The sequence below is a fragment of the Parapedobacter defluvii genome (assembly GCF_014642075.1).
Taxonomy (GTDB): Bacteria; Bacteroidota; Bacteroidia; order Sphingobacteriales; family Sphingobacteriaceae; genus Parapedobacter; species Parapedobacter defluvii.
Map to the genome: position 1 here is coordinate 48,378 of NZ_BMIK01000013.1, position 21,359 is coordinate 69,736.

Annotated in this window: 26 protein-coding genes; 13 read left to right on the forward strand and 13 right to left on the reverse strand. The window is 47.8% G+C overall.

From position 1 onward, the window contains the following. Positions 1–3: 3 nt before the first annotated feature. From IEX60_RS16865 to IEX60_RS16885, 5 genes are all read right to left on the reverse strand, one after another. Positions 4–669: a DUF6266 family protein gene (locus IEX60_RS16865; RefSeq protein ID WP_188752577.1), complete on the reverse strand. Its 666-nt coding sequence runs from the start codon at positions 667–669 to the stop codon at positions 4–6. Between the two features lie 64 nt (positions 670–733). Then, a complete protein-coding gene (locus IEX60_RS16870; protein ID WP_188752578.1) occupies positions 734–1,375 on the reverse strand; it encodes a DUF6266 family protein in 642 nt (213 codons plus the stop codon). Positions 1,376–1,779: 404 nt separating this feature from the next. Further along, positions 1,780–2,112 carry a helix-turn-helix domain-containing protein gene (locus tag IEX60_RS16875; RefSeq protein WP_188752579.1) on the reverse strand — a complete coding sequence of 111 codons (333 nt, stop codon included), beginning with the start codon at positions 2,110–2,112 and terminating at the stop codon, positions 1,780–1,782. A 111-nt stretch (positions 2,113–2,223) separates the two neighbouring features. Beyond that, positions 2,224–3,300: a histidine kinase gene (locus tag IEX60_RS16880; RefSeq protein ID WP_188752580.1), complete on the reverse strand. Its 1,077-nt coding sequence runs from the start codon at positions 3,298–3,300 to the stop codon at positions 2,224–2,226. Beyond that, a complete protein-coding gene (locus tag IEX60_RS16885) occupies positions 3,287–4,024 on the reverse strand; it encodes a LytR/AlgR family response regulator transcription factor (RefSeq protein ID WP_188752581.1) in 738 nt (245 codons plus the stop codon). The genes IEX60_RS16880 and IEX60_RS16885 overlap by 14 nt, the downstream gene beginning before the upstream one ends. A gap of 175 nt (positions 4,025–4,199) precedes the next feature. On the opposite strand from IEX60_RS16885, the gene IEX60_RS16890 reads away from it, so the two are divergent. From IEX60_RS16890 to IEX60_RS16915, 6 genes are all read left to right on the forward strand, one after another. Next, entirely contained in the window at positions 4,200–4,394 is a 195-nt protein-coding gene (locus tag IEX60_RS16890; RefSeq protein ID WP_188752582.1) for a hypothetical protein, read from the forward strand. A 33-nt stretch (positions 4,395–4,427) separates the two neighbouring features. Next, positions 4,428–4,988 (forward strand): hypothetical protein, encoded by a 561-nt coding sequence (locus IEX60_RS16895; RefSeq protein WP_188752583.1) that lies wholly within the window; start codon positions 4,428–4,430, stop codon positions 4,986–4,988. Positions 4,989–4,993: 5 nt separating this feature from the next. Next, positions 4,994–5,908 carry an HTTM domain-containing protein gene (locus IEX60_RS16900; protein WP_188752584.1) on the forward strand — a complete coding sequence of 305 codons (915 nt, stop codon included), beginning with the start codon at positions 4,994–4,996 and terminating at the stop codon, positions 5,906–5,908. Beyond that, positions 5,908–6,555, forward strand: a complete 648-nt coding sequence (locus tag IEX60_RS16905) for a cyclic nucleotide-binding domain-containing protein (protein WP_188752585.1) — start codon at positions 5,908–5,910, stop codon at positions 6,553–6,555. Before IEX60_RS16900 ends, IEX60_RS16905 begins: the two co-directional genes overlap by 1 nt. A 57-nt stretch (positions 6,556–6,612) precedes the next feature. Continuing rightward, positions 6,613–6,897, forward strand: coding sequence for a hypothetical protein (locus IEX60_RS16910; protein WP_188752586.1), 285 nt, complete (start codon positions 6,613–6,615; stop codon positions 6,895–6,897). A 222-nt stretch (positions 6,898–7,119) separates the two neighbouring features. After that, positions 7,120–7,575, forward strand: a complete 456-nt coding sequence (locus IEX60_RS16915; protein ID WP_188752587.1) for a hypothetical protein — start codon at positions 7,120–7,122, stop codon at positions 7,573–7,575. Positions 7,576–7,592: 17 nt separating this feature from the next. Here the strand turns inward: IEX60_RS16915 and IEX60_RS16920 are convergent, their stop codons facing one another. The 3 genes from IEX60_RS16920 to IEX60_RS16930 are packed head-to-tail and all read right to left on the reverse strand — an operon-like array spanning position 7,593 to position 13,780. After that, entirely contained in the window at positions 7,593–9,143 is a 1,551-nt protein-coding gene (locus tag IEX60_RS16920) for a TlpA family protein disulfide reductase (protein ID WP_188752588.1), read from the reverse strand. Positions 9,144–9,145: 2 nt separating this feature from the next. Continuing rightward, the gene (locus IEX60_RS16925) at positions 9,146–10,528 is read right to left on the reverse strand and encodes a RagB/SusD family nutrient uptake outer membrane protein (RefSeq protein ID WP_188752589.1); all 1,383 of its coding nucleotides are present in this window, start codon (positions 10,526–10,528) and stop codon (positions 9,146–9,148) included. A gap of 18 nt (positions 10,529–10,546) precedes the next feature. Then, positions 10,547–13,780, reverse strand: coding sequence for a SusC/RagA family TonB-linked outer membrane protein (locus IEX60_RS16930; protein WP_188752590.1), 3,234 nt, complete (start codon positions 13,778–13,780; stop codon positions 10,547–10,549). A 765-nt stretch (positions 13,781–14,545) separates the two neighbouring features. Between IEX60_RS16930 and IEX60_RS25165 the strand changes: the two genes are divergently transcribed. The 4 genes from IEX60_RS25165 to IEX60_RS16950 all read left to right on the forward strand — a co-directional run bounded on the left by IEX60_RS25165 (position 14,546) and on the right by IEX60_RS16950 (position 16,415). Next, positions 14,546–14,776 carry a helix-turn-helix domain-containing protein gene (locus tag IEX60_RS25165; protein ID WP_188752591.1) on the forward strand — a complete coding sequence of 77 codons (231 nt, stop codon included), beginning with the start codon at positions 14,546–14,548 and terminating at the stop codon, positions 14,774–14,776. A 172-nt stretch (positions 14,777–14,948) separates the two neighbouring features. Then, complete coding sequence (locus IEX60_RS24855; protein WP_229717620.1) at positions 14,949–15,035, forward strand: hypothetical protein; 87 nt, start codon at positions 14,949–14,951, stop codon at positions 15,033–15,035. 659 nt (positions 15,036–15,694) lie between these two features. After that, complete coding sequence (locus tag IEX60_RS16945; protein ID WP_188752592.1) at positions 15,695–16,006, forward strand: hypothetical protein; 312 nt, start codon at positions 15,695–15,697, stop codon at positions 16,004–16,006. 10 nt (positions 16,007–16,016) lie between these two features. Then, positions 16,017–16,415: a hypothetical protein gene (locus IEX60_RS16950; RefSeq protein WP_188752593.1), complete on the forward strand. Its 399-nt coding sequence runs from the start codon at positions 16,017–16,019 to the stop codon at positions 16,413–16,415. A gap of 44 nt (positions 16,416–16,459) precedes the next feature. Here IEX60_RS16950 and IEX60_RS16955 read toward each other — a convergent pair whose 3' ends face one another. Further along, entirely contained in the window at positions 16,460–16,681 is a 222-nt protein-coding gene (locus IEX60_RS16955) for a DNA adenine methylase (RefSeq protein WP_188752594.1), read from the reverse strand. 210 nt (positions 16,682–16,891) lie between these two features. On the opposite strand from IEX60_RS16955, the gene IEX60_RS16960 reads away from it, so the two are divergent. Further along, the gene (locus tag IEX60_RS16960) at positions 16,892–17,164 is read left to right on the forward strand and encodes a hypothetical protein (RefSeq protein ID WP_188752595.1); all 273 of its coding nucleotides are present in this window, start codon (positions 16,892–16,894) and stop codon (positions 17,162–17,164) included. A gap of 57 nt (positions 17,165–17,221) precedes the next feature. On the opposite strand, the gene IEX60_RS16965 is transcribed toward IEX60_RS16960, so the two are convergent. The 3 genes from IEX60_RS16965 to IEX60_RS16975 form a co-directional block, all read right to left on the reverse strand. Further along, positions 17,222–18,172, reverse strand: coding sequence for an RpnC/YadD family protein (locus tag IEX60_RS16965; protein ID WP_188752596.1), 951 nt, complete (start codon positions 18,170–18,172; stop codon positions 17,222–17,224). Between the two features lie 276 nt (positions 18,173–18,448). After that, positions 18,449–18,685, reverse strand: a complete 237-nt coding sequence (locus tag IEX60_RS16970) for a hypothetical protein (RefSeq protein ID WP_188752597.1) — start codon at positions 18,683–18,685, stop codon at positions 18,449–18,451. Positions 18,686–18,802: 117 nt separating this feature from the next. Beyond that, positions 18,803–19,651: a Gfo/Idh/MocA family protein gene (locus IEX60_RS16975; RefSeq protein WP_229717613.1), complete on the reverse strand. Its 849-nt coding sequence runs from the start codon at positions 19,649–19,651 to the stop codon at positions 18,803–18,805. Positions 19,652–19,684: 33 nt separating this feature from the next. On the opposite strand from IEX60_RS16975, the gene IEX60_RS16980 reads away from it, so the two are divergent. Continuing rightward, the gene (locus tag IEX60_RS16980) at positions 19,685–20,125 is read left to right on the forward strand and encodes a hypothetical protein (protein ID WP_188752598.1); all 441 of its coding nucleotides are present in this window, start codon (positions 19,685–19,687) and stop codon (positions 20,123–20,125) included. A 22-nt stretch (positions 20,126–20,147) separates the two neighbouring features. Here the strand turns inward: IEX60_RS16980 and IEX60_RS16985 are convergent, their stop codons facing one another. Next, the gene (locus tag IEX60_RS16985; protein WP_188752599.1) at positions 20,148–21,059 is read right to left on the reverse strand and encodes an Rpn family recombination-promoting nuclease/putative transposase; all 912 of its coding nucleotides are present in this window, start codon (positions 21,057–21,059) and stop codon (positions 20,148–20,150) included. Between the two features lie 94 nt (positions 21,060–21,153). On the opposite strand from IEX60_RS16985, the gene IEX60_RS25170 reads away from it, so the two are divergent. Beyond that, entirely contained in the window at positions 21,154–21,267 is a 114-nt protein-coding gene (locus IEX60_RS25170) for a hypothetical protein (RefSeq protein WP_373285059.1), read from the forward strand. Positions 21,268–21,359 lie beyond the last annotated feature (92 nt).

The window sequence follows — 21,359 nt, forward strand, 5'->3', positions numbered from 1 at the left end:
TTCTCAGTTGTCGGTTTCAAAACCGGAAGTCATCACAAGCTCAGCATCCACCAACGTTCCGAGGAACACGCTATCGGAGGCCGATCGGCGTATGCGATCCATTAGGAAACCGTAGCAGTGCACCGTACCGTTCAGCATCTCCGCTGCCACCTGCATATCCAGTTGCCCATCTCCCCTGCAGGCCGTGCCCTCGCTCAACACCAGGCGCTGATGGGTCTGGTTGTACACCAGCAGATAAGCAGGCACATTATTATCGATAAGCATGCTGTCGACGGTCATCCAGCTAAGCGTGAATACCCCTTCGCCGAAGGCAAGCTCCGGATAACGCATCGGCGGCAATGGCCCGCAGCTAACCAATACCCGTTCGGCACTGACATACAGGTCGGGGTAATCGCCGGCAATCGCATCCTGGAGCACCTGCCGGGTTGCCCAGTTGGGGCCTGACAGTTTCTTCCGGTTGCCCGGCTTGAACGTATCGGCCAGCACGGGCACGAGCGGTGCAAGGAACTGCGTGGCCAGTTTCATCCGCAGCCGCTGTGCCTGCTGCGCGGGACTGGGTGGGGTGGTGCGCGGCTTGGGTGCCGAGCGCACATAGGATACGCCGTTGCGTGTGTAGTAGACGAGGCCTCCCACCTTGCCGTGCGGGGTACCTCCTGTTAGAATAGCCATATTGCTCATGAATAAGAGAAGTAAGGGGGGCCATGCCCCCTTACCGGTGATACCATTGATCTGCCTATTGGAAGGTAACTTCCCCTAAGTAGACCGTTTTTGAAACCTTCCTGCCATCGTGGCTGGCGAAGAACATCCACGCGTGGCCGGTTTGCCCCACAAAGGGCGCCGGCACGTCCACCACCGCCTCGCCATCTTCCCGCGTGGCGGGCGTGTCGGTGGTGATGAACAGCTGCCGCTCCACGTTGTGCACCACGATGTAGGCCACATCGTTGCTGGCACCCCCGAACTGGTTGGGCGTAGGGTCCCAGGTAAGGGTGACCGATCCCTCTGCCACTTCCAGCGAACTGGTGAGCGGGATGAACAGGCCGCCGTCACTGAGCGTGACGGCCGGATAGTCCAGCTCAAAATCCGGCGCTGCACCGATAACCGCCTGCTCGATGTTGCGCTTCACCGCCATGCTGAACTGCGCTGCCGTGAGCCGCCGGATGTGGCGGAAGCCCACCGAGAGGATGCCCTGCAGGGGCGACAGAAATTTGGTGACCAGCGCAAAGCGGAGCCGCTGGGCCACCTGTGCTTCGGTGGGTGGCACCGTACTCTTTTTCGCCAGGCCACGCAGGTAGTGGATGCCGCGCCAGCTTGCGCCGATCACGCTGCCCACTTTTCCGGAAAAGGTGCCGTTGGCACCGTTAATGAATTTTGCCATTGTTTTTAATTTTTTAAATTATTACTTCAATTTATACTCCTGCCAGTGTTTCGATGTACCGGTACGATGACTGACGGAGGCAAACATAGTTCACTGTTTTACAGCCTCATAGGTGTGTCACCCCGTTGTCACCGCTTTCGGACGATGTTGTCACCAACCTATGGCTGGAGTGACAGGAATGTCACCGGGGTAAACACCGGAATACGGGCATAAACGTGCGTAGCGTGGGCCGGCCACCCCTGGCCGAAAGGCGCCGTATCAGGGAGTAGTCTGCTGGCTGTTTCAGTGCGGTCTCCTTGCGATATCAGTGCGGCGAACCGCCAGCGGAACGCCAGCTCACCGCAGGCATATGGCTACCCCATGCGCGGCGGTTAGGGAGCCGTCCGGCAGCGGGCGCATGCAGCCTATGGCCTTTTGCCCCATTTCCAGAAATAGCAGTCGCTGAGGTCCTCCTCGCGGTATCGGATCCGGTTATCGGCGTTGTACACAAACCGGAGTTTGCCGCTGTTGCGGTAGCGTGTTACCGTGCGCGGGTCCACCAATAAGAAATCTGCCGCTTCCTTGCGGTTGTACAGGGTGTCGGGTTCCGGTTCGGCTGGTTCAGCCGCTTCATTACTGCCCGGCAGGTTAAACGCCATCACGCCGGCAAGGAGTTGTCTATTGATTTCGATTAAGTGGTCTTGTTGGCTGATCAACTGCTGTTGCTGGCTGATCAGTACTTTCAGGTAGCTTTTCATGGGTAAAACAGGCTTAATAGCCCATCTTCCATAGCAAGTCTGGCGCAGGGCGCCCCGTGGGAGATGCTTGGCTAAGGTAAATTAACTGATTAGATCCTTCGCAACACGAAGTTACGTAAACGTTTCCGCTGGATCAAAAGTCGATAACGGCGGCAGGTCCGGCCGTTGGCCATCCATTGAAATAAGAAGTGACACAACGCACCAACCGTCTACCCTTGCGTATTCCAGCAGAAATGATTCCGAAAACGTATATTCAAGACGCTGACGGAGGTTCGACAGCCCAAATCCCGTATGCTTTCGCCGGAGCGAGTTGTTGGGACGGTTGCGCGTGGTAATAAACAGGTAGGGATATCGGTAATCGACATGCAGCTCAGCCTTTTCCTTCAGGAAATCGCCATGCGCAAAAATATTTTCCACCAGCGTCAGTATTCCCATCGGCACGATGCGCGATCGTCTGAGCGGTCCGTGCATAAGGATGTCTAACCGCACTAAACCATTAAAACGCAAATCTGTGATACGAATGATCTTTTTCGTCATTTTCAGTTCCTTTTTCACAGATACCGTCTTTTTGTTCCGGGTGGCCAGGCAATAGTACAGCACATCCAGCAAGAGGTCATAAGCTTCGCCCAAACGGGAAGAGCCGGTGAGGCTTAGTTCGCGCAGCAACGCAAGGGCATTGAGCAGAAAATGTTCCGGCAAATGCATATGTGCCCACTTATGCTGGAGTACAGCCAATCGCTTTTCCAGTTCGGCTACATTGCTCAGCACCCGTTGCCGATCAACCTCCATCTTGTGCATGGTATAGTGGCGCACACTGTAAAGCAGGCAGAGTACCAACGGAAATAAGACGGCAAACACATTGGTCACCTGAAAGACCAGCCCCCGCAACGAGCGGATGCGGATTTCCAGTGCGCCGGAATAGTGACTGACCAGTGCGATGAGCACTAACATCACCAGCCACTCGGCGCCCAAGGCGATCCATATTGTTTTAGGCCGCCAGCCAACTACCTTTCCGACCCACGGAAACAATCCATACACATTTCCATAAAAAAGCAGCGTACCCAAGGCGACTTGCAGAAGCAGGTCTGGATTGTTTAACAAACCCGCCACGAGCGACGAGCGTGTATACGTACAGTAGGCGATAACCAGCAGTACAAAACCAGGAAGATGTCGGCTAAAATTCTTCATCCGGCTTATGTTTTCCAAGCATTCGGGCCTTCCAAAATGCATTGAACTGCTCGGCATAGGCCGGACCAATGACAAACGAATCGCCGTTATGCAGTGTGACCATCCCCTCACCTAGTTCACGGATGCTTTCAACCCGGACAATAATCGATTTGTGAATGCGGATAAAGCGCCCGGTTATCCCCGGTTCCTTCAGAAAACCTTTGAGTGTGTGGTGCACCACATATGAGCGGGCGGGTGTGTGAACGATGATGTAGTCTTTGGCCCCTTCCACGTGTGTGATATCCGGAATGGATACGGCATATTGCCTCCGTTTGGAGCCATCATTGACGAAACGCAACATGTCTCCGTCTGACTCAGCCCTTAACGATTTGCTGAGTTTCGTAATTTGCCGTAAGAGCTGACGTTCGCGAAGGGGTTTAAGCAGAAAGGCATCGGCATCCGTATCATTGGCCTCATCCAGATGTTCGGCATGACCCGTCAGGTAAACGAAGCGCTGACACTTATCGCCCAATAGGGTCACGGCCGAAAAACCATCCGTGCCGGGCATTTCCACATCGCAAAGGATCAGTGCTACCATTTGCTGTTTGTCTACATATTCCAGTGCTCTTGCCACACCCGTAAAGACTTGTACGGTAATGTCCGCTCGCCCCAAACCTTCCACAACCCGCTTGGAATCGGCCAAAGAAAGCGGTTCGTCGTCAATGATTATAATCTGAAAAGCCATGGCCTGATAAGCTTAATTGATGATCGATCGGTTTGAAGATCGGTTTACAAACGTAAAAGTAGCAAAAACGTTTTATCGAATGAAATGCCTTTGTTGTCGAAACACCCCCTTGGCGGCGTCGAAATTCAGTAGGAATCGGTCTTAAAAGCCTTCATATTAGCAAAAAACACAGAAAATGAAAAGAAAAACACAAACACATGCATTGGCTGTACTAGGTATGGCCATCCTCGCTTCCGCTCCCTTTCTGCAGTCTATTGCCAATGACCCCGCAAAGGCGGACTATGCCGCTGCAGTTGCCAGTAAGGATCAACCCAAAGAGGACGACGATGATTTCAACGGCATCCGGTTCAAGCTGTTTTTTCCAAACTAAGCCACTGCCCGCCAATCATCAAACCGTAGTGTCATGACAACCAACAGCCGCATGCTTTTCTTAATCGGCGTGGCCTTTCACCTGCTGGTCATCGCAGGGCACAACATACTGGCCACTGCCGATGGCGTAAGGACGATATACGGCTGGCGGCTGCTGCCGGTACCCACAGAACATAGGCTCCGTGCGTTGCTTAGCCATCCTGTTGCCGCACATTACGGTATCTTTAGTGGCATCGGGATGGGCTACGGCTTCTACGCCCCGCAGGTGGGCAGCCCCTATGTTGCCATGCTGGAACGTAAATCAGGCGGTCATTGCGATACACTGTTCCATCCGGGGCTGCGTACAAGTACCGGTATCCTGCGGTTTTCGTCGGCATTGGACCTCTTTCAGTGGCTCACGGTGGCACCTGACACGGCTGCTCACGGCATGGCGAAACAACTGGTTGATGAACTCGCCAAGCAATACCGGCGGCGTTCGGGAGCGGACAGCGTACGGTGCCATATTTACCGTATCCAGCCGCCGAGTTTCCAGCGGCCTTCAGACGGTATCGGGCTGAGGGAGGTTTTTTCTTCATCCGGTTATTCAATACCGTAACCGCTATGCTTACACACTTTTTCTTCAAAAAGCCAGTCGGTGGCAACTACCTCCAACTGCTGCGCATCGGTACCGGGTCGGTACTCCTCTTCGCCGTGCTGGAGCTTTGGCCCGACTTTGATGCGCTGTATGGACCCGATGGTGTGCTGCCGCATTCACTGGTGATGGAAATCCAGTCTGCGGTTGGCCTATCGTATCCCACTATCCTTCAGGAAATCCATTCCGTCACGGCATGGCCTTATGCCGTGTTAACGCACGGCACGGTAACCCTGTATGCTATTCTGTGTATACTACTGGCTTTTGCACGCCGGCTACACCGGATTGTGGCGGCCGCGTTACTGTTGCTACATAGCAGCCTGTTTACCGTGCAACCCCTGTACAGTTATGGGTTCGATTTTCTGGGGAGTGTAGCCCTGTTCTATTGCTTATTGGCACCCCGGCGGCCTTCAAGTAGCTGGGCAAGACCCTGGCTGCGTGTATTGCAGTTGCATCTTTGTTTGATTTACTTTTTCAGTGGCGCCGGCAAAGCTCTTGGCCACACCTGGCGAAACGGAGCTGCGCTCTACAAAGCGCTGGGAGTTCCCGCAATGCCTCCGCTGCTACCCCTTGATACGGCCTTACCCACCCTCGGCGAATATCCCTTCGCATTTGCCATAGGGGGTTGGGCAGTAATTATCCTTGAATTGGGGTACGCGGCTGGCATCTGGTGGCGGCGCACATATTCACTATTTCTTTACGGTGCGATTTCGCTTCATGCGGCTATCGCATTGCTGCTCGGATTGTACCATTTCTCACTTTTGATGATTGTTTTCAACTACTGTGCGTTCTGGACGGATCCGCCAGCCCAGTACGGGAATAGGCAGGATGGCACACCGGAGGCGGCCAAGTCTACGTCTACCGGATACCGCCCTGTAATGTGATGCGACCGCAAGTCCTGTCAGCCGGTTCCGCCCGCCCGCCGCCATCGTCTATTCTTATTGACATGTTTGATCATTTTTACCACTTTTGGAAGCACTATTGCCCAGACATCCGTGATATCGCCCGTGCTTACCTAGCTACCCATCACCGGATGGTGATGTACCGACGCGGCGAGGTAATTAAAGTTCCCGACGATTATTTTCCCTACCTGTGCATCGTACTTGACGGCACGGTGGGCGGCTATCAGTATAACCGATCGGGTAAGCGGAGCCTGCGTGAACTGCTATTGCCGATGGACTTTTTTACCGGTACGGAGCACACGTTCAGCGACCGGAAAGCCAGTGTAGAGTTTGTGGCGTTGCGCGCCACTACCTCATTGCAGATTACAATTGCAGATGCCCGGAAGGCGCAGTCACTATTTTTCGAAGTCAGCGAGCTATTCCATGTATTAAAACAGCGCAAAATTCTCCGGTTGCGCAAGCTTGTGGCGCTTTATCAAGAGGATAGGTACTACGACCGCTATGCGCTTTTCCGTGAATTGCTACCAGATGTCGCAACTACCCTAACCAACGGCACCCAAGCCGAACTCCTGCACATGAGCCTTGGGCATTTGAAGAAGTTGAAGAAGCGGTATGTAGAAGAAGAGTAAAAATAGTCGCGAGCTGTGCGCCCATTTTGGCTTGTTGTGAAGGGTATCTTTGTTTTTATGAAGGCAGCAGAAGACAATATCATCATCTCCTATCTACTACGTACCCTCCTTACGTTACTGGCAAGTGGTTATGTGACTATCGCGCTTTCGGCTGAATGCCACGCTGAGACATACCTGATTTACCAGCGTTCGCAATGTGTGTATGCCTTCGGGCTCCAGGGCCGATTATCATTGCTACCAAAGACGACGGTACGCATATACCACGAAGGGTCAATCAATGCGGGTTTGCGACCAAACATCCGATGGGAGAAGCAGAGCGAAAGGTCTGGGAGAATACCATGAGTAGCACAGACACACATGCAAGAAAAAACAGCAATCCGGTTAGTTGGCTGGATTTCCATATCGCTACGCATAATCGCAGGTATGCGTTGTTCACGCGATGCGTGTGTCGGTTCGCTTAAAGTAAGGAGCCACACAACCGATGGAACATCGGTATCGGCACGCATATAGGAGATCACACAAATTAGATGAATGATTTTTTTAAACATCAATAAATTTTCAACCATGAAAAATTTACTTTCGGTTATGGTGGCAGCGTTATTTGTTACCGCCACTTCAAGCGCAATTACGGTGAATGTTCCGAACACCGACAAGGAAAAGACGGAACAAAAAGAAAAAGTCAGTCCTGATCAGCAAGTGGAAACGGTACAGGCTGCAACGTTGGTATCGCTTACCAAGGTTGGGAAAACAGAGCTTTCCACATTAAAAACAATTAAAGCTATAAAAAAGCGCTCCGCCCCCGTGTATTACGGCTGGGACATGTCGAACCCGTCTAATCCAGTCTATCGAAGGATTGACGGGCCGTTGGAAATCAATGAAAAATGTGATGCTGGTACAAATGATTGTGTATTAGAATCCCAAGACGACCATGGCGAAACCATTTCAGCCGAGGATGCCGATAATTTTGGCCTGACCCCAGCCCAAGGCAGTTCACCCGAAGGCCAATATCTTTTCGATTGAACAATGTTAGATTACTGCTAGCCACCGTCAATAGCCAAATCAATCAGCGATTTCAATTTGGCTATATTGTCGTTTGAACTCGGTCTTGGAGGGGAAGCACTGATCAGCTTCCCCTTCTTGTCGATGATCAGTAAACTTGGATAACCGGTCAGGTTATAATGCTTTACGATAGGAGCATTCTGCCCCTGGCCATTGGTAATCAGATCAATTCCGCCTTTATGTGTATACAGGCCGGATTTAATGCCCTTTTCTTTCCAAAATTCGATTGACTTATCCACGCTTATGGTAATAAACACGACTTCTTTCTTCTTATAATACGAAATGATTGGTTCCATCATTTTCTTTAGATTTCGGCATGGTATGCAACCGGTAAACCAGAAATCCACGACAACGGCTTTGCCATGGAAATCGGCTAGGTTCACCAAATTTCCGGAAGAGTCAGGCAGCGAAAATTCATAAGCGAGCTTGCCGACCCCACGGTTGGCATACAGGCTCAATGCCAGATCCCGATAAGGCCATGTCGTAATGTCTCTACTGATGTCATGAAGATAATTTTCGGATGGGAGTTCATTTCTGATGAGGTACGAGGCTCCCATCAGCAATAATCGCTCCTTAATCCTTCCGGCATATTTTTCGGTCAGTATCCGGTAAAGCTCATCTTCGGTGACCGCTATTTCTTTCGAATCTTTAGTGCCGAATGCCATTTGCTTTATCAGAAACAATTCCTTAAAGAGCAGGTAATCCATAAAATAAGGTGATTGATGCCAATCGTCCGAAAATGGGACATCGAAATCAGGAAGCGACTCCATCAAGATCTGATAAGCCACCCGGTTGAACCTGTCTTTCTCCTCTTTTTCTATACTTGCTCCTCCTACCATCATCGCATTGACTACAGAGATCAAGGTTAAATTGCGCCGACCGATGATATCAAAATAAAGCCGGTTATAAACCTCCTGCTCAACACTGTCTTTATAGCCGTTTAAAAGGGTGATCTGTTGCTCTGCAATTTTTTTTCTGAGGGTGATAAACCGCTGGACATAGGCAGCGGCATTGCTGTCCATATTATTAGCGTCAAATTTATAATCGTTTTCGATGGACTCCAACCCAAGTTGAAGGTTCAGTCTAACCGCGCCTTTTCCACGGAAGCCCAATGAATCTTTGTTTATCCGAATACGGATACTATCTCCATCACGTATCAGAAATGCAAATTGTTTCAGAAAGAAGCCCGAACGTTTTACGCTTCCATTCCCAACTGGCGACATATAATCTACTTCCATAAAATTGGTCCGGTCCGACAGTTGAACGGGAAAACGATGCAAGTCCTGATTGTTGACTTTCTTTACATAGGTTCTTGTATGGATGTTATTAGGATATCTAAAGGATAAATAATCGTTAAGACGTATTAATAGCTCCCCCTTGGTATGAGAAGCATTGCTGTCCGCTATTTCGACCTCTATAATTGCAGACAAGCCGCCCGCATTTACCCGTTGGCAATTGTTGGTTGTGTCCGCTTTTACATCGCAGGAATACAAGATAGCGACCAGCCCCATCATATTGAGGTATTTCATGGCTACCGATCGTTTTGTTGAATCTTGCTTAAGACTATTTCATCGTCCGGGATGGGGAATACATAGCGAGGCGATCCGGGAGCAAGTGTATACTCTTTCCCGCCGATATTTCGGATAAGCGTAATATTGGCCCCAATCGCATTCAATCTTTTTATGTCTGTCCATCGCAATCCTCTCCAAACCAGCTCCTTCCGACGCTCCCACAATATCCTATCCAATGTAGCAGCAGCCGACTCGAATTTCAATGAAACATATTCACCGGTTTTGTACCGCTTCTCCAGCAATGTATCCATCGTACGCAATGCACCGTCGTTATCACCTCTACGTGCCTGGCACTCGGCTTTAATTAAGTAAATTTCATCGGTGGCCAAGCCGGTAGACGGATAAACCGCCACGCCGATATATCCCCTTTTGACGTTGTAATTTCCCAACGTGTTTTTCAGGAAATAAATCTGTAATCTCAGATCATTTACATCATATTTATTGATCAGATCCGGATCTACTCCTATCGCTGGTCGAAGGTTGTATCCGGAAGTTTCGGGATATGATCCTGACTGGGTGGAAAAATAGATTACCTCAAGCGTGTTATTGCTGAAAGGGGTCGCAGCAGCCACATCTACCGTATTGTAATCTATCAACGTGCTGTAAAGCATTAATGTACTATCTGCATATTTTTCCGCATTTCCAAAATCGTTCAAGCTCAGATAAATCCTCGATAGCAAGGCATATGCAGCGGCCTTTGACGGCCTGTTCCGGTGCAGGTGCTCCGGCGGTCCCGCCAAAAGGCTGGCAGCCTGGGCAAGGTCCTTAAAAATCTGCTGATAATTTTCTGAAACCGTTGCACGCGGCGCGATCCTGTCAACATCCGGACTCAGTCTGAGGGGCACTCCCAGGGCCATCGGGTTGGATGGATCAAATAAAGCCCCAAAATTCTGGACCAGGTTATAGTAGGCGTAGCCACGGGCAAATAATGCCCACCCCTTTATAAAACCCGCCTCCTCCCGGTCGTGAAAATCGCTTTTCTCCAATATATCCAGTACACTGTTGGCATAAAATATCTGCGTGTATGGGACATTCCAGTCGGGAATGTTTGTCGCCCCTTCGTAAATGTCTGCTGCCCATGTGTAGGCGTTTCGAGTTACCGGGTCAATCAGTGCGGAAAATGCGGCATCATCAACGATGAAGTATTCATCTGCCGAAATCTGGGGAAGGCCGGGCGTGTTGTTGAATATCCCTTTGTTTTCCAGTAATCCCCTGAGGTCTTCAAGGGTGTTCGGAATGAGGATATTGGCGGCGGGCTTTTTATCTAAAAACTCGCTTTTATTGCACGCAAATAGACTCAATGAGCATGCGATCAAATATGGAATGACGGTTTTCATATTCATTTAAAGGATAGTTTGCAATTAGAAATTTGCCGAGACCCCGATAGCAGCGGTCCTCGGAGCAGAAAATGAGGAGAGGCTTGGCCTTGGATTGTCCGGATCCAGGCCGTATTGGTTTGCCCTCCACAGATAGCAGACATTGTTCAGGTAAGCAAAGAACTGCAACGTTCCGGCCCGCCCTGACGGGTAATTCCAGCTAAGCCGGATGTCCTGCAAACGTATGTTGTCTCCTTTTACTACCAAAATGTCTGCGTATTTATAAATATCGTTACGCGGCAGGTTTGAAGGGTAGATCAGGGCAGGAACATCCGTTACCAACTCGTCGCCGGGTTGCTGCCATCGGTTGTCATAATCCCATCTGCTCATAAATCCGGCAGTGGTATAGATCGTACCGTTATCCAATGAGGGTCTTCTGATGTAATAACGCGAACGAAATGTGATATTGAACGATAATTGAAATGACCGTACCGTAAGCGTGTTTCTAAGGCCGCCATTCAGCTCAGGCACAAGGGATCCGATGTAATTGATGTTTCCGTAGTCCTGTGAATTGCGGACGCTGTTGTAGTTTGTCGACTTCTCACCATTGAAATAAATCTGGGGACTGCCCGTTTTGTCCAAACCGGCCCATTTGTACCCATATATTGCATAAAAAGGATAGCCCACAATGGGACTGTTATAGGTACGTTCAATTACTTCCTGGTTTGTAGAGGGATTTCCGTGGTAAGCGGTTACCTTGTCCTTATTCCAGCTAACGATGAGATCCGTATTCCAACTCAGTCTTCCTCTTGCGTTCACCGTATGCAATGTGACATCAACACCCCTGGTAGACGTATTGGCGGAGTTGGATGTATAGCTGGTTAAACCGGTCTGCGGGGCCAGCGGACTCTCGCCGATCAGATCAACCCCGCTTTTCCAGTAGGGTTCTATGCTTCCGCTTACCCGGCCATTGCCGGTGCCAAAATCTATCCCGCCATTCAGCACTTTGACCCGCTCCCAACTGAGTGAGGGATTCGGCGGGTTGGTAATCGTATTGTAGGATGCGCCCCACGTATTTCTGAGACCGGAAGCGTTTGCGGTGAGGTACGCCGAGATGCTTTTACTCACATTTCCGGTATATCCGTAGCTCAGCCGAATTCTCAGCACAGGAAGCCAATCAAAGGAGTAATATGGTTCATTGGCCAGGTTCCACAGCAGGCCCGCTGACCAAAGCGGCACGCCTTTTTGGTTTGGCTTTACCCCAAAGAGGTTGGACTCATCTTTTCGGGCACTACCGTTAAGCGTCAAGGTATTTCCATATGTATATGACGCATTTATATAATAAGACACGTAGCGGTCTACCATAAAATCCGATGCTGTCCGCGGAGCTATCCGCGTGGTACCGCCGGAGTAGAAGACGGGATAGTCTTCGTTAAAATTGACCAACGAGTTACCGTTTGTGCCGGTGACGTCGTTGTATCCGTAAAGCCTGTGGCTCTGGCTTTTGATTTGGTCATCCCTTACTTCAAATCCAGCGATCGCCGATACCGTATGCTTCTCTGCCCATCCGGTTTGATAATCCAGCTGCAACCTGCCATAATTTGAAAAATATTGTGTATTGCCGATATCCATGATAGCTCCAAGCGGTATGGGCCGCAGCACAGCCCCGTTTTCACGGTCGATCTGGGATACCCGATTGATTTCGTTGCGGGCGGTATATGAATTTTCCCCGTAAAGTGTTCCGCTTTCGGTACCGTGCCTTTGATACTGATAAAGCAGGGAGCCATTGAGCCCTTTGGCAATCTTGTAGGTTAATCCTGTATTAATCCGGTAGGCTGTCAGCGTGTTTGTCCGGTTGCTTTGGTTTTCATCAAGCGGACGATAAGCCCAGTCCAGCAGAAAGTCTTTTCCCGCTGTGTCTGCATAAGCAATTCCCAATGTACCGTCGGTTGCGGGCAGTGCATTTCCCCGTTCGTCGGCCAGCCTGGCGTATGGCTCGTATGGAGTGAACTGGCCGACCATATCTTTTTGCCTGCTTGAAGTAAATTGAATACCTGTAGTCAGTTCCAATCTGCGATCAAAGAAACCATATACGTTGTTTGCATTGAGTACCAACCGGTCATAGCTGTCCGTTTTCTTTTGGCTGAGGTTACGATCATAGTTCGCCGACAGGTAGAACTTGCTGTTTGCACTTCCCCCCGAAAAGTTCATCGCATATTGCTGGTTAAGTGTCTGGCGATAAATATAGTCGGACATGTCTCTCCGTATGTCAAACGGTTTCAGGGAATTGATCATTTCAAGGGAATCTTCCGCGGTGATCAGCCCCCGGGCTTTTTGGTGAAACACGTTTACCGCCGAAGGTACGGGTGAGTAGCCATTGTTGAGTGCGGTATTGAAGGTTCCTTTGTGATATAAATCTTGGAGAATGGCAATCCACTCGCTGTTGCCAAACCATGGAGCCTTAAAGAGATCGGGTGCCTCGCCTACTGTCAGATTTGAAGTGAGACTGGTCTTTATCTTTGTGCCATAGTCTCCACTTTTGGTTGTTATGACGATCACCCCGTTGCCCGCCCGCGTTCCCCAAATGGAAGCCGCAGAAGCATCTTTTAATATGGTGATCTGCTTAACATCATTTGGGCTTAAGGCATTGATATCGCCTTCATATGGAAAATTATCCACCACAATCAATGGTTTATCGTCCCCAAACAGGGTACTTCTTCCCCTGATTATGATGTCACTCTGATCATTCAGCATTTTATTTTTGTTGAATACCAGCCCACTGGTAACGCCGTCGAGCCGTTCCAGTATGCCTGTACTGTTGCTCCTTGCCAGCGTCGCACTATCAATCACAAACACACTGCCGGGCACCTGTTCTTTGTTGAACACTTGGTAACCCGTACTTATTTCCACCTCTTCCAGCATGTTCTCATTGGGAATCAGCACGAAATGGAACGTTCCGCTATTCTCTTCATCAAACTTTTGATTGATGGTCTGATGGCCGAGGTACGTGATGACCAGCGTACCGGAAGGTTCCGGCGATCGGAGCGTAAATTGGCCTTGATTGTTCGTAAGGGTTTTGGTCGTGGTACCTTTGATAGCAACAGTAGCGCCCGATACGGGGCTACCGATAGTATCTGTGATAATGCCCGACAGCACAGGCCCCGAGGATTCGGGGCGCTGTGCGCGGACTTCCAAACACATGATCGTCGCTACAGCCAACAGGCTGAGGTATATTTTGGAAAGGCCATACCCCGTCCCTGTGCGTAAATTTATTTTCATTCAGCATTGATAATTAACGGTTTAAGAAAATTTCGTTTTCAAAAACCGACCGACCAACGCCAAAGAAAAATTCTCGTATTATTTGCAGGTTTGGAAAAAAGCGTCTACTTTTAGCTATTGCATAGTAACCGAAAATAAACACCTTCTCCAACCTGAGCTAAAAACGGGTTTTCCATTCAGCATTGGGGTCGGTGGCAGCCGGGGAAGTTGGGCCTTTTTATTGGCCGTGCTTTCGGGGTTTGGCTATTAATGGTCTCTCCCCTACGCGCTTCTTGGCTGCGGTTAGTGGAAGGGATTTATTCAGGTGCTGCAATGACGTTCTTTATGTTGGATTGAAGGGATTGGGGTTGTAAGCGTTTGCTATCGCAAATTGCGATACCTAACGCAAGAGGCTTGCGGCGATAATAAACTGGCGGTTTGGTGTTGCTCGTTTTCATAAACATTTTGATCAAAATGAACGAGCAAACTAAAGGCGGGAAACTGTATCCTACTGACAATCCAGGGACTAGCAGCCCTCAACGCAATATTCAACAGATCCCGCCTAAAGATTGTGCAAATTTACACAATATCTTTAGACGTGGATTAAACCTGTTGCCTCGCGTTGATTTTTGAAGTTTTGCTAGTCTTCGGATTGTTTGCCGAGGCTCGTTCAACTCACGCTCTATCTATATCAGTAGACGTAGTTATCGTATTTCATGTCAATCCTTGATCGACAAAGCAAATATAAAAACTAAGTATATACTAAGCAAATGTTTTTAAAAAAATATGCCGAAAACAAAGATCGAATGGTTAATTGCTCGAAATGTTCGGACAATTAGAAAGGCAAAAAAGAAGACGCAGCGAGATATTGCTTCTTGTTTAAATGTTTCTGCGGGGTACATTGGCCAGATTGAAACCGAAGACTCGGCGAGCATGTATTCCTTTGATAATTTAAATGAGCTAGCAAAGTATCTTGGGTGTAGCATGCGGGATTTTATGCCCGAGAGTCCATTATAATCTAAAAGGCCAAAGCGCAGCAATTGTAAGGAAGTTATGCCTAACTATAAAATTAACCGGATATCGAAAGTTTTAGAGGAAAAAGGAATGAAAAATAATGATCTGGTTGTTCATCTAAAGGTTAAGAAAGAGACCCGTTTCGAGGTGGGTAAACAACAAGCAGCAACCTACTTTGAACACACTTAATGATATCGCTAAATTCCTTAAAGTCGACATAAGAGAGTTACTATATCAAAGTGAGTGGGTGAAGAATGAATAGGCTCTGTTCTTAAGGGAAAGAATGCGGAAGTGACGAAAGCAAAAGAGGCAAAGGAAGAAAACCCTTTTACTTTCAATTGATTAAGAAAATACCGGCTAAGGTTTTGAAAGAGGCAAAGGGGAAGTTGGGGGGAAATAATATCTTCTTTTGATTAACGAAAAATTTGACTATTTTAGTAGAACTAACCGTTGATAAGTGCAATTAGGACTATTTAAATCTATAACCAAGGCTTTGGTATGGTTGATATTTGTAATGTTCATTGGATCAACCCAAATTGGCATGACATACCTGTTTGGGACTATTTCGGATGTGCAGGGTATTGATTTCCCAAGGTTGATCATTGATGGCTTCTTTGTATTTTTCAGTATTTCAATGGTCAGTACGATTTGCTTTGAATTTTACTTTGACCATACGATTAAGTCAAACAAATATGTTAATATTGTAATTGTATTGTTTAGTATAATATTGGTGTTGATATCCATGGTTGGTTATGCATATATTTATGTGGCTAAAAATTTCACTAATACCATAAATATCAATATAACCGCTTATAAGACGATACAGCTATGGGTATTTTTTATCGCTGCCTTACTGACATATGCGCTCAAGGCGATTACGTATTATACGCAATATATCGATAGAATAAGGAGGAGGTATATATGATCACAGCATTTTATATCGTTACGGGAATCCTTTTATTGGGCATTATGCTCTTTGCGGGTATCGCAATGAGAAATCTTTATGCTGAAGAGAAAAAAGTGCGTACTATAGCTGATCACGAATCAGAGTATGAGAAACTTCGAAAAAAAGCGAGCACTATACGGGAAACTTCACTGAATAAGAAAGTGCATATTTTTGAAATAGAAGATACGTTTGCGATTTACTCAGGTACAGAATTAAAAGAGGTACACCGCAGACCGCAACGTAAGCAAAGCTCAAGCTCCCTCGAACCATTCGAATACCAATATTAAACAGGTCGATATGCCCGATTTGGAGTACCATGTCTTATCCATTGAAAACCTAAGTCATTCCCTCAGTATCCCTGATGGATATACCGCTGACGAGTTAAAGGGTAAGTTGTCTGGTAAAAACGAATACAAAGCATCTTATTCAACGGAGACCAATACAGTGGCAATCGATGTCCGCAGCGAACTACAACTGAAGGGAGAAACCGACAATCAATATACTAAGTTATTCCACATCGAGGTACGCACAATTTATTATATCCCTAACCTTCAGCATTTTTTTACAGATAACGGCGATGAAATTAAACCTGAAATAATGGATCGATTGCTTGTACTTGCAATCGCTCACGCGCGCGGCGTACAGTCGACAATCATTTCCGGGACACCGATATCGAAGACGTTAATCCGAGGATAGCTTAGTCCAAGCTGAAAAACGTAGGAAGAACACACACAACTATTTTAATTGCTAAAAGATATGGGCACATTAATATTTCGGTCAGATTTAGAGCAGAGTATGGAAGAGTATTGTTGTACATCGTTAGCATGCACGTTGAATTTATCTTTGAGCGCCCCAGCTACCACACTCGTGCCTGCGAACAAGTCACAAACCCATTCCGCTTTCACATCCATACCGACAATGGCATTGGTGACGAAATCCAATATCTCTCTTTTTGATCCCATATATTTTAGAATATGAGGGATCTTAGAAGGGATATCTGTAGATTGTATTAATTGTCCGGTGATCATACCTATACTCGAAACGAAATTAAGATAAAAAAGGGTTGTTTCCAGATTTATTTAAAAAAAGGTCTCAGGTGAATAATAAAGATAGTTTTATCATCGACATGTATATTAAGAAAAGGTCGAAGGCCTTAACATAGGGAACACGCATTGATTAACAAGGGCTTTTTCAAGCAACCTAAAACAGCGCGGCAAGTCTTCGCTAAATTAAACCCTGATATTCCCGAATCGGCCTTTGGCAACTACACCGAAGAGCTTACCAAAATCACCGGTACACTTAGTAAGGGCAGATTTGCCAAACTGCTGGATAAGTTAGCCCCGAAGGGGAAGAGTACTGCCGTAAGATTCAGGGTGAAGGCAATGGATCAGGAAGGCTATGAAAATCCGGGCAACGTTACCCCTATCGCAGCAGAAAAAAACTAAAAAAAGCCATACCCGTAAAAGGTATGGCTCGATATTGTAGAACGGTAAAAGTTGCCGTTATTTCTTTTTCCTGTCTAGATCAGCGCGGACTTTTTGCACAAAATCGACTGAGACCTCGGCCACATCCGCTGCCTGTTCATCGGACAGCCCCAGCTTTTGAATCAGATTCCTGACCTCTTCCGTCTTTCCTTCGATTTTTCCTTCAATTTTTCCTTCCTCGCGGACCACAGCGTCCAGTGTTTCCATTATATTCATGGTAATCGCTCCTTTCGTTAACCGTTCAACGGTTTTAACAAAGTTAAGGTTTAATTCTTTATCTTTCAAATAAATGAGATTGTTCAAAAAGCGGATGAATCGCATGATTTGCCCCGTATCGGTAATATCCCGTTTCACCAGTTCCTCCACGATGCGCTTTTTGATCTCATTGAGCCTCCATGCACCAAGTTTGGCTTCCTGTGCCTCGGCCTGACATGCCAAGATAACCAATGCCATCGGATTAGGGTTAGCCAACAGCTCCTTCTCGGTGTGCTCGAAAACATGGTAGCTCCTGAAGCGAAAGATCACCTCTGAACCGAGCATAGCAAAGTGGTACTCGGTCGGCCGTTTCTGTTTCGGCCCACCCGTAAATATAGCAACTGGGATAATCGGAACCGGATATCTGTCTGTGAGTCGGACGTAATAACGCCACAGCCGTTTGGCGAAATTATCCTTGCTCTGCCCCTCAAGCTCTACATGGATAAGCAGCCATTGCTCCGTGCCATCCTGAAGGTATACCTTCATCAGCATGTCAGCCAATAGCGTGCCCCCGATGCGCTCCCGATCAGGCATGATCTCAAGCAACTCCTTCTCCATTGCTGTGGCACCACGGCCAAGATCGAAAATTTCATCCGCATTGGGATAGAGGAACCGCAGCAGGTCGATGAACCATTCCATGAATGCAGCTTTGGTGACGATATCGTTCTTCTTACGGGGAATTGGATAGCTTTCTTCCAGATTAGTACGGTCCATAGGCTATTACAGTCGGTTGAAACGCAAAGATAGTAATCGAAACAACAAAATACTAACATATTTATCAAATTATATCCTGGAATCTTAGGTGGGTTAAAAATAAGCTAGACTGGGGTAAGCGATTCGTAAATGTGCTAAGTTACGGTGATAAAATCATCGCATCAGGAAGGCTATGAAAATCTGGGCAACGTCACCCCTATCGCAGCCGAAAAGAAATAAAAAAAGCCATACCGGTAAAAGGTATGGCTCGATATTGTAGAACGGTAAAAGTTGCCGTTATTTCTTTCTCCTGTCTAGATCAGCGCGGACTTTTTCTACAAAGTCTTCCGACACGGTCACCAACTCAGCAATTTCCGAAACGGTGAATTTGCCGGTAGCTAATAGGTTGGCCACTACAGCAGCCTTACCTTTCTCAATACCTTTCTCTTCACCTTCTCTACGTGCATATTCAAGCACACCGGCCATATCCCATTTACGTTTCAGATTCGTATCGTACATCGTTCGCTTCTCCATTGTCAGTTTGCTGTATTCTGCAATATCAAATAACCTCTCAAATATCGGCTTCCGAAGATAAACCGGTATCTTATTTAGTCTGGCTGCCCTTTTTTAAATAGCGTTACTGCAACCGCTTCAACTAATTAGTTTAACCCGGTTGCCCGAACGGGCGCTTTCATAAATGGCCCGCACGATTTCCACGGATTTACGGCCCTCCTCTCCGTTAATGAAAGGTTCATCGCCGGTCTCGATTGCACGGATCATATCTTCCAACTGCCGTTGGTGGCCCACAAAGCTGATGTCTGCCGGATTGGACGCACCCCCTGCAGAAGGGGTCACTTCCTTAATTGAGTTCCTTATCTGCTCATCGACCGGACTTTCCTGCTGAAATTGCCATTTGATGAGGTGGTCTTCTTCCAGGATAGCCGTTCCTTCCGTACCCATGATTTCGATGCGCTTGAGCGTACCCGGGAAAACAGCCGTTGTACATTCCAGGGTTCCCAGCGCCCCGTTTTTAAAGTTCAGGGTAGCCACGATGGTGTCTTCCACCTCAATATTCTTGTGCCGGACGTTGGCCGCCACCGCCTGAACCGACTCAACAGGCCCCATGTACCATTGCAACAGATCGACCGAATGGATTCCCTGGTTCATGAGTGCGCCGCCCCCGTCGTATTCCCAGGTACCCCGCCAACGGCCGGACGCGTAATAAGCTTCACTTCTGTGCCACTTTACGTAAGCACTGCCCAACACCAAATTGCCGAACCGGTTTTCGTGTATGGATGTTATTAATTGCCTGCTTGCTTCATAAAAACGCGAAGGAAAGATAACGCCTACTTTTACGCCGGCTCTGCGGGCCGCATCGATGATTGCATTGCACCTTTCAACCGTTATTTCGAGGGGCTTTTCAATGAGGCAATGTTTACCGGCCTCGATACTCTTCAGTGCAGGTTCGAGGTGTATCCCGGAAGGCGTGCAGATGCACACTACATCCAGTTGCCCGTTTGGACGTCATTGGCAATGGGTACACACAGTGCCAGCGGCCCCCCTGACCAACTCCCGGCATCTACCCTCCGGAAAATCACCGAACTCGAAAAAGCCAAGCAAGCCGCTGCAGCCAAAATACTCAAAGAAAAAGCCGAGCAAAAGGAAAAAGGGTTGCCTGGTAGAGCGGCGCAATTACATGCATTGATTAACAAGGGCTTTTTCAAGCAACCTAAAACAGCGCGGCAGGTCTTCGCTAAATTGAACCCTGGCATCCCCGAATCCGCCTTAGGCAACTACACCGAAGAGCTTACCAAAATCACCGGTACGCTTAGTAAGGGCAGATTTGCCAAACTGCTGGATAAGTTAGCCCCGAAGGGGGAGAGTACTGCCGTAAGATTCAGGGTGAAGGCAGCGGATCAGGAAGGCTATGAAAATCTGGGCAACGTTACCCCTATCGCGGCGGAAAAGAAATAATGGGAAAAACCACCGTTACTTCTTACAGCTTCTCCTCCACTTCTTCAATGGAGAGCTTGGTAAACTTGACTATCTGCTGTATTGAAAAACCGTCCTTTATCATTTCACGGGCTATTTCCAATTTTTCCGCATGGATCTTAGCGCGTTCTTCCTGTCGACCTCTTTCAATCCCTTTTTCAATTAATAAATCATATGTACTCATGACTGTATCCTTTATTTCCGCCGGTAATCCCTTAAAAATCTCTTTTATCTGTTTATCCGTATAGTCTACCAGTTCAAAACCGTATATCACCAACCCTGCCTGCTGGCCTTCACTCCCCTTTGCCAACCCCAGGGACAGTATCTCCGGAAGTTTCACTTTCAACCTTTGCTTATCAAAAGCATACTTCAATACCAACAAAGCTGATACCAAAAACTGGTTGCTTACTGCCCTGATGGTAGCTTCAGACAAATCCCTGAGGTTGTGGTAAACATAATCAAACTTCGGGATAAATCCAAGCAAATCCTGATCCAATTCATCGAATAGCCTGTCGAGCGTCCAATATTCCCATTTCTGCCTGCCATGGTAAAGCAGGACGGGAATGATGGGCGAAAGCTGCTCGTGCCCCTGCTTGATCTGTTGTTGGTAGCCGGAAAATAGATAGCCACCGACCTGCACGGGTGTGTACTTGTCCGGCGAACTTTTATGCTCCAACAGCAGCGAGATGTCTACGGTCTCTGCGCAATCTTTCCGACGGCAGCGATGCACCACATCGGAAAAGGTTTTTTCTAATTCGGCGGAAACATAGGTTTCTGACAATTGTTCCATGGTCGAGAAATCCAGTTTGTCAGCTATATGCTCCGGCAGGGCCGACCTGAAGTAATCAACAGCCAACTGCTTGTCCGCAAGCAGACCCCTTACGAAGGTATCATGTACGGTGGAGATGTTTCCCATAATCGGAAAGGTTAATCATAATGGCATCAGTTGCTCGCAAATATACTGAATGATAAATTAATTAGCAAAATCAATGTAGGCTTTGATACAGGTTTTGGCTATCGTTGCTGTAACGGTCTATCATTTTACCGAACAATACTCAAATTCGTCTATCATCGTAATAGGTAATACAAGAGCAAGAACAAGACGCTCAGGGAGGGGGCTATGAATACAAGCACGGAACCGGATATCTGTCTGTGAGTCGAAATTTTCTAGAAAAAACAAAAGCCACGCAAGCGGTGTGAGACGGGTTTCATAAAA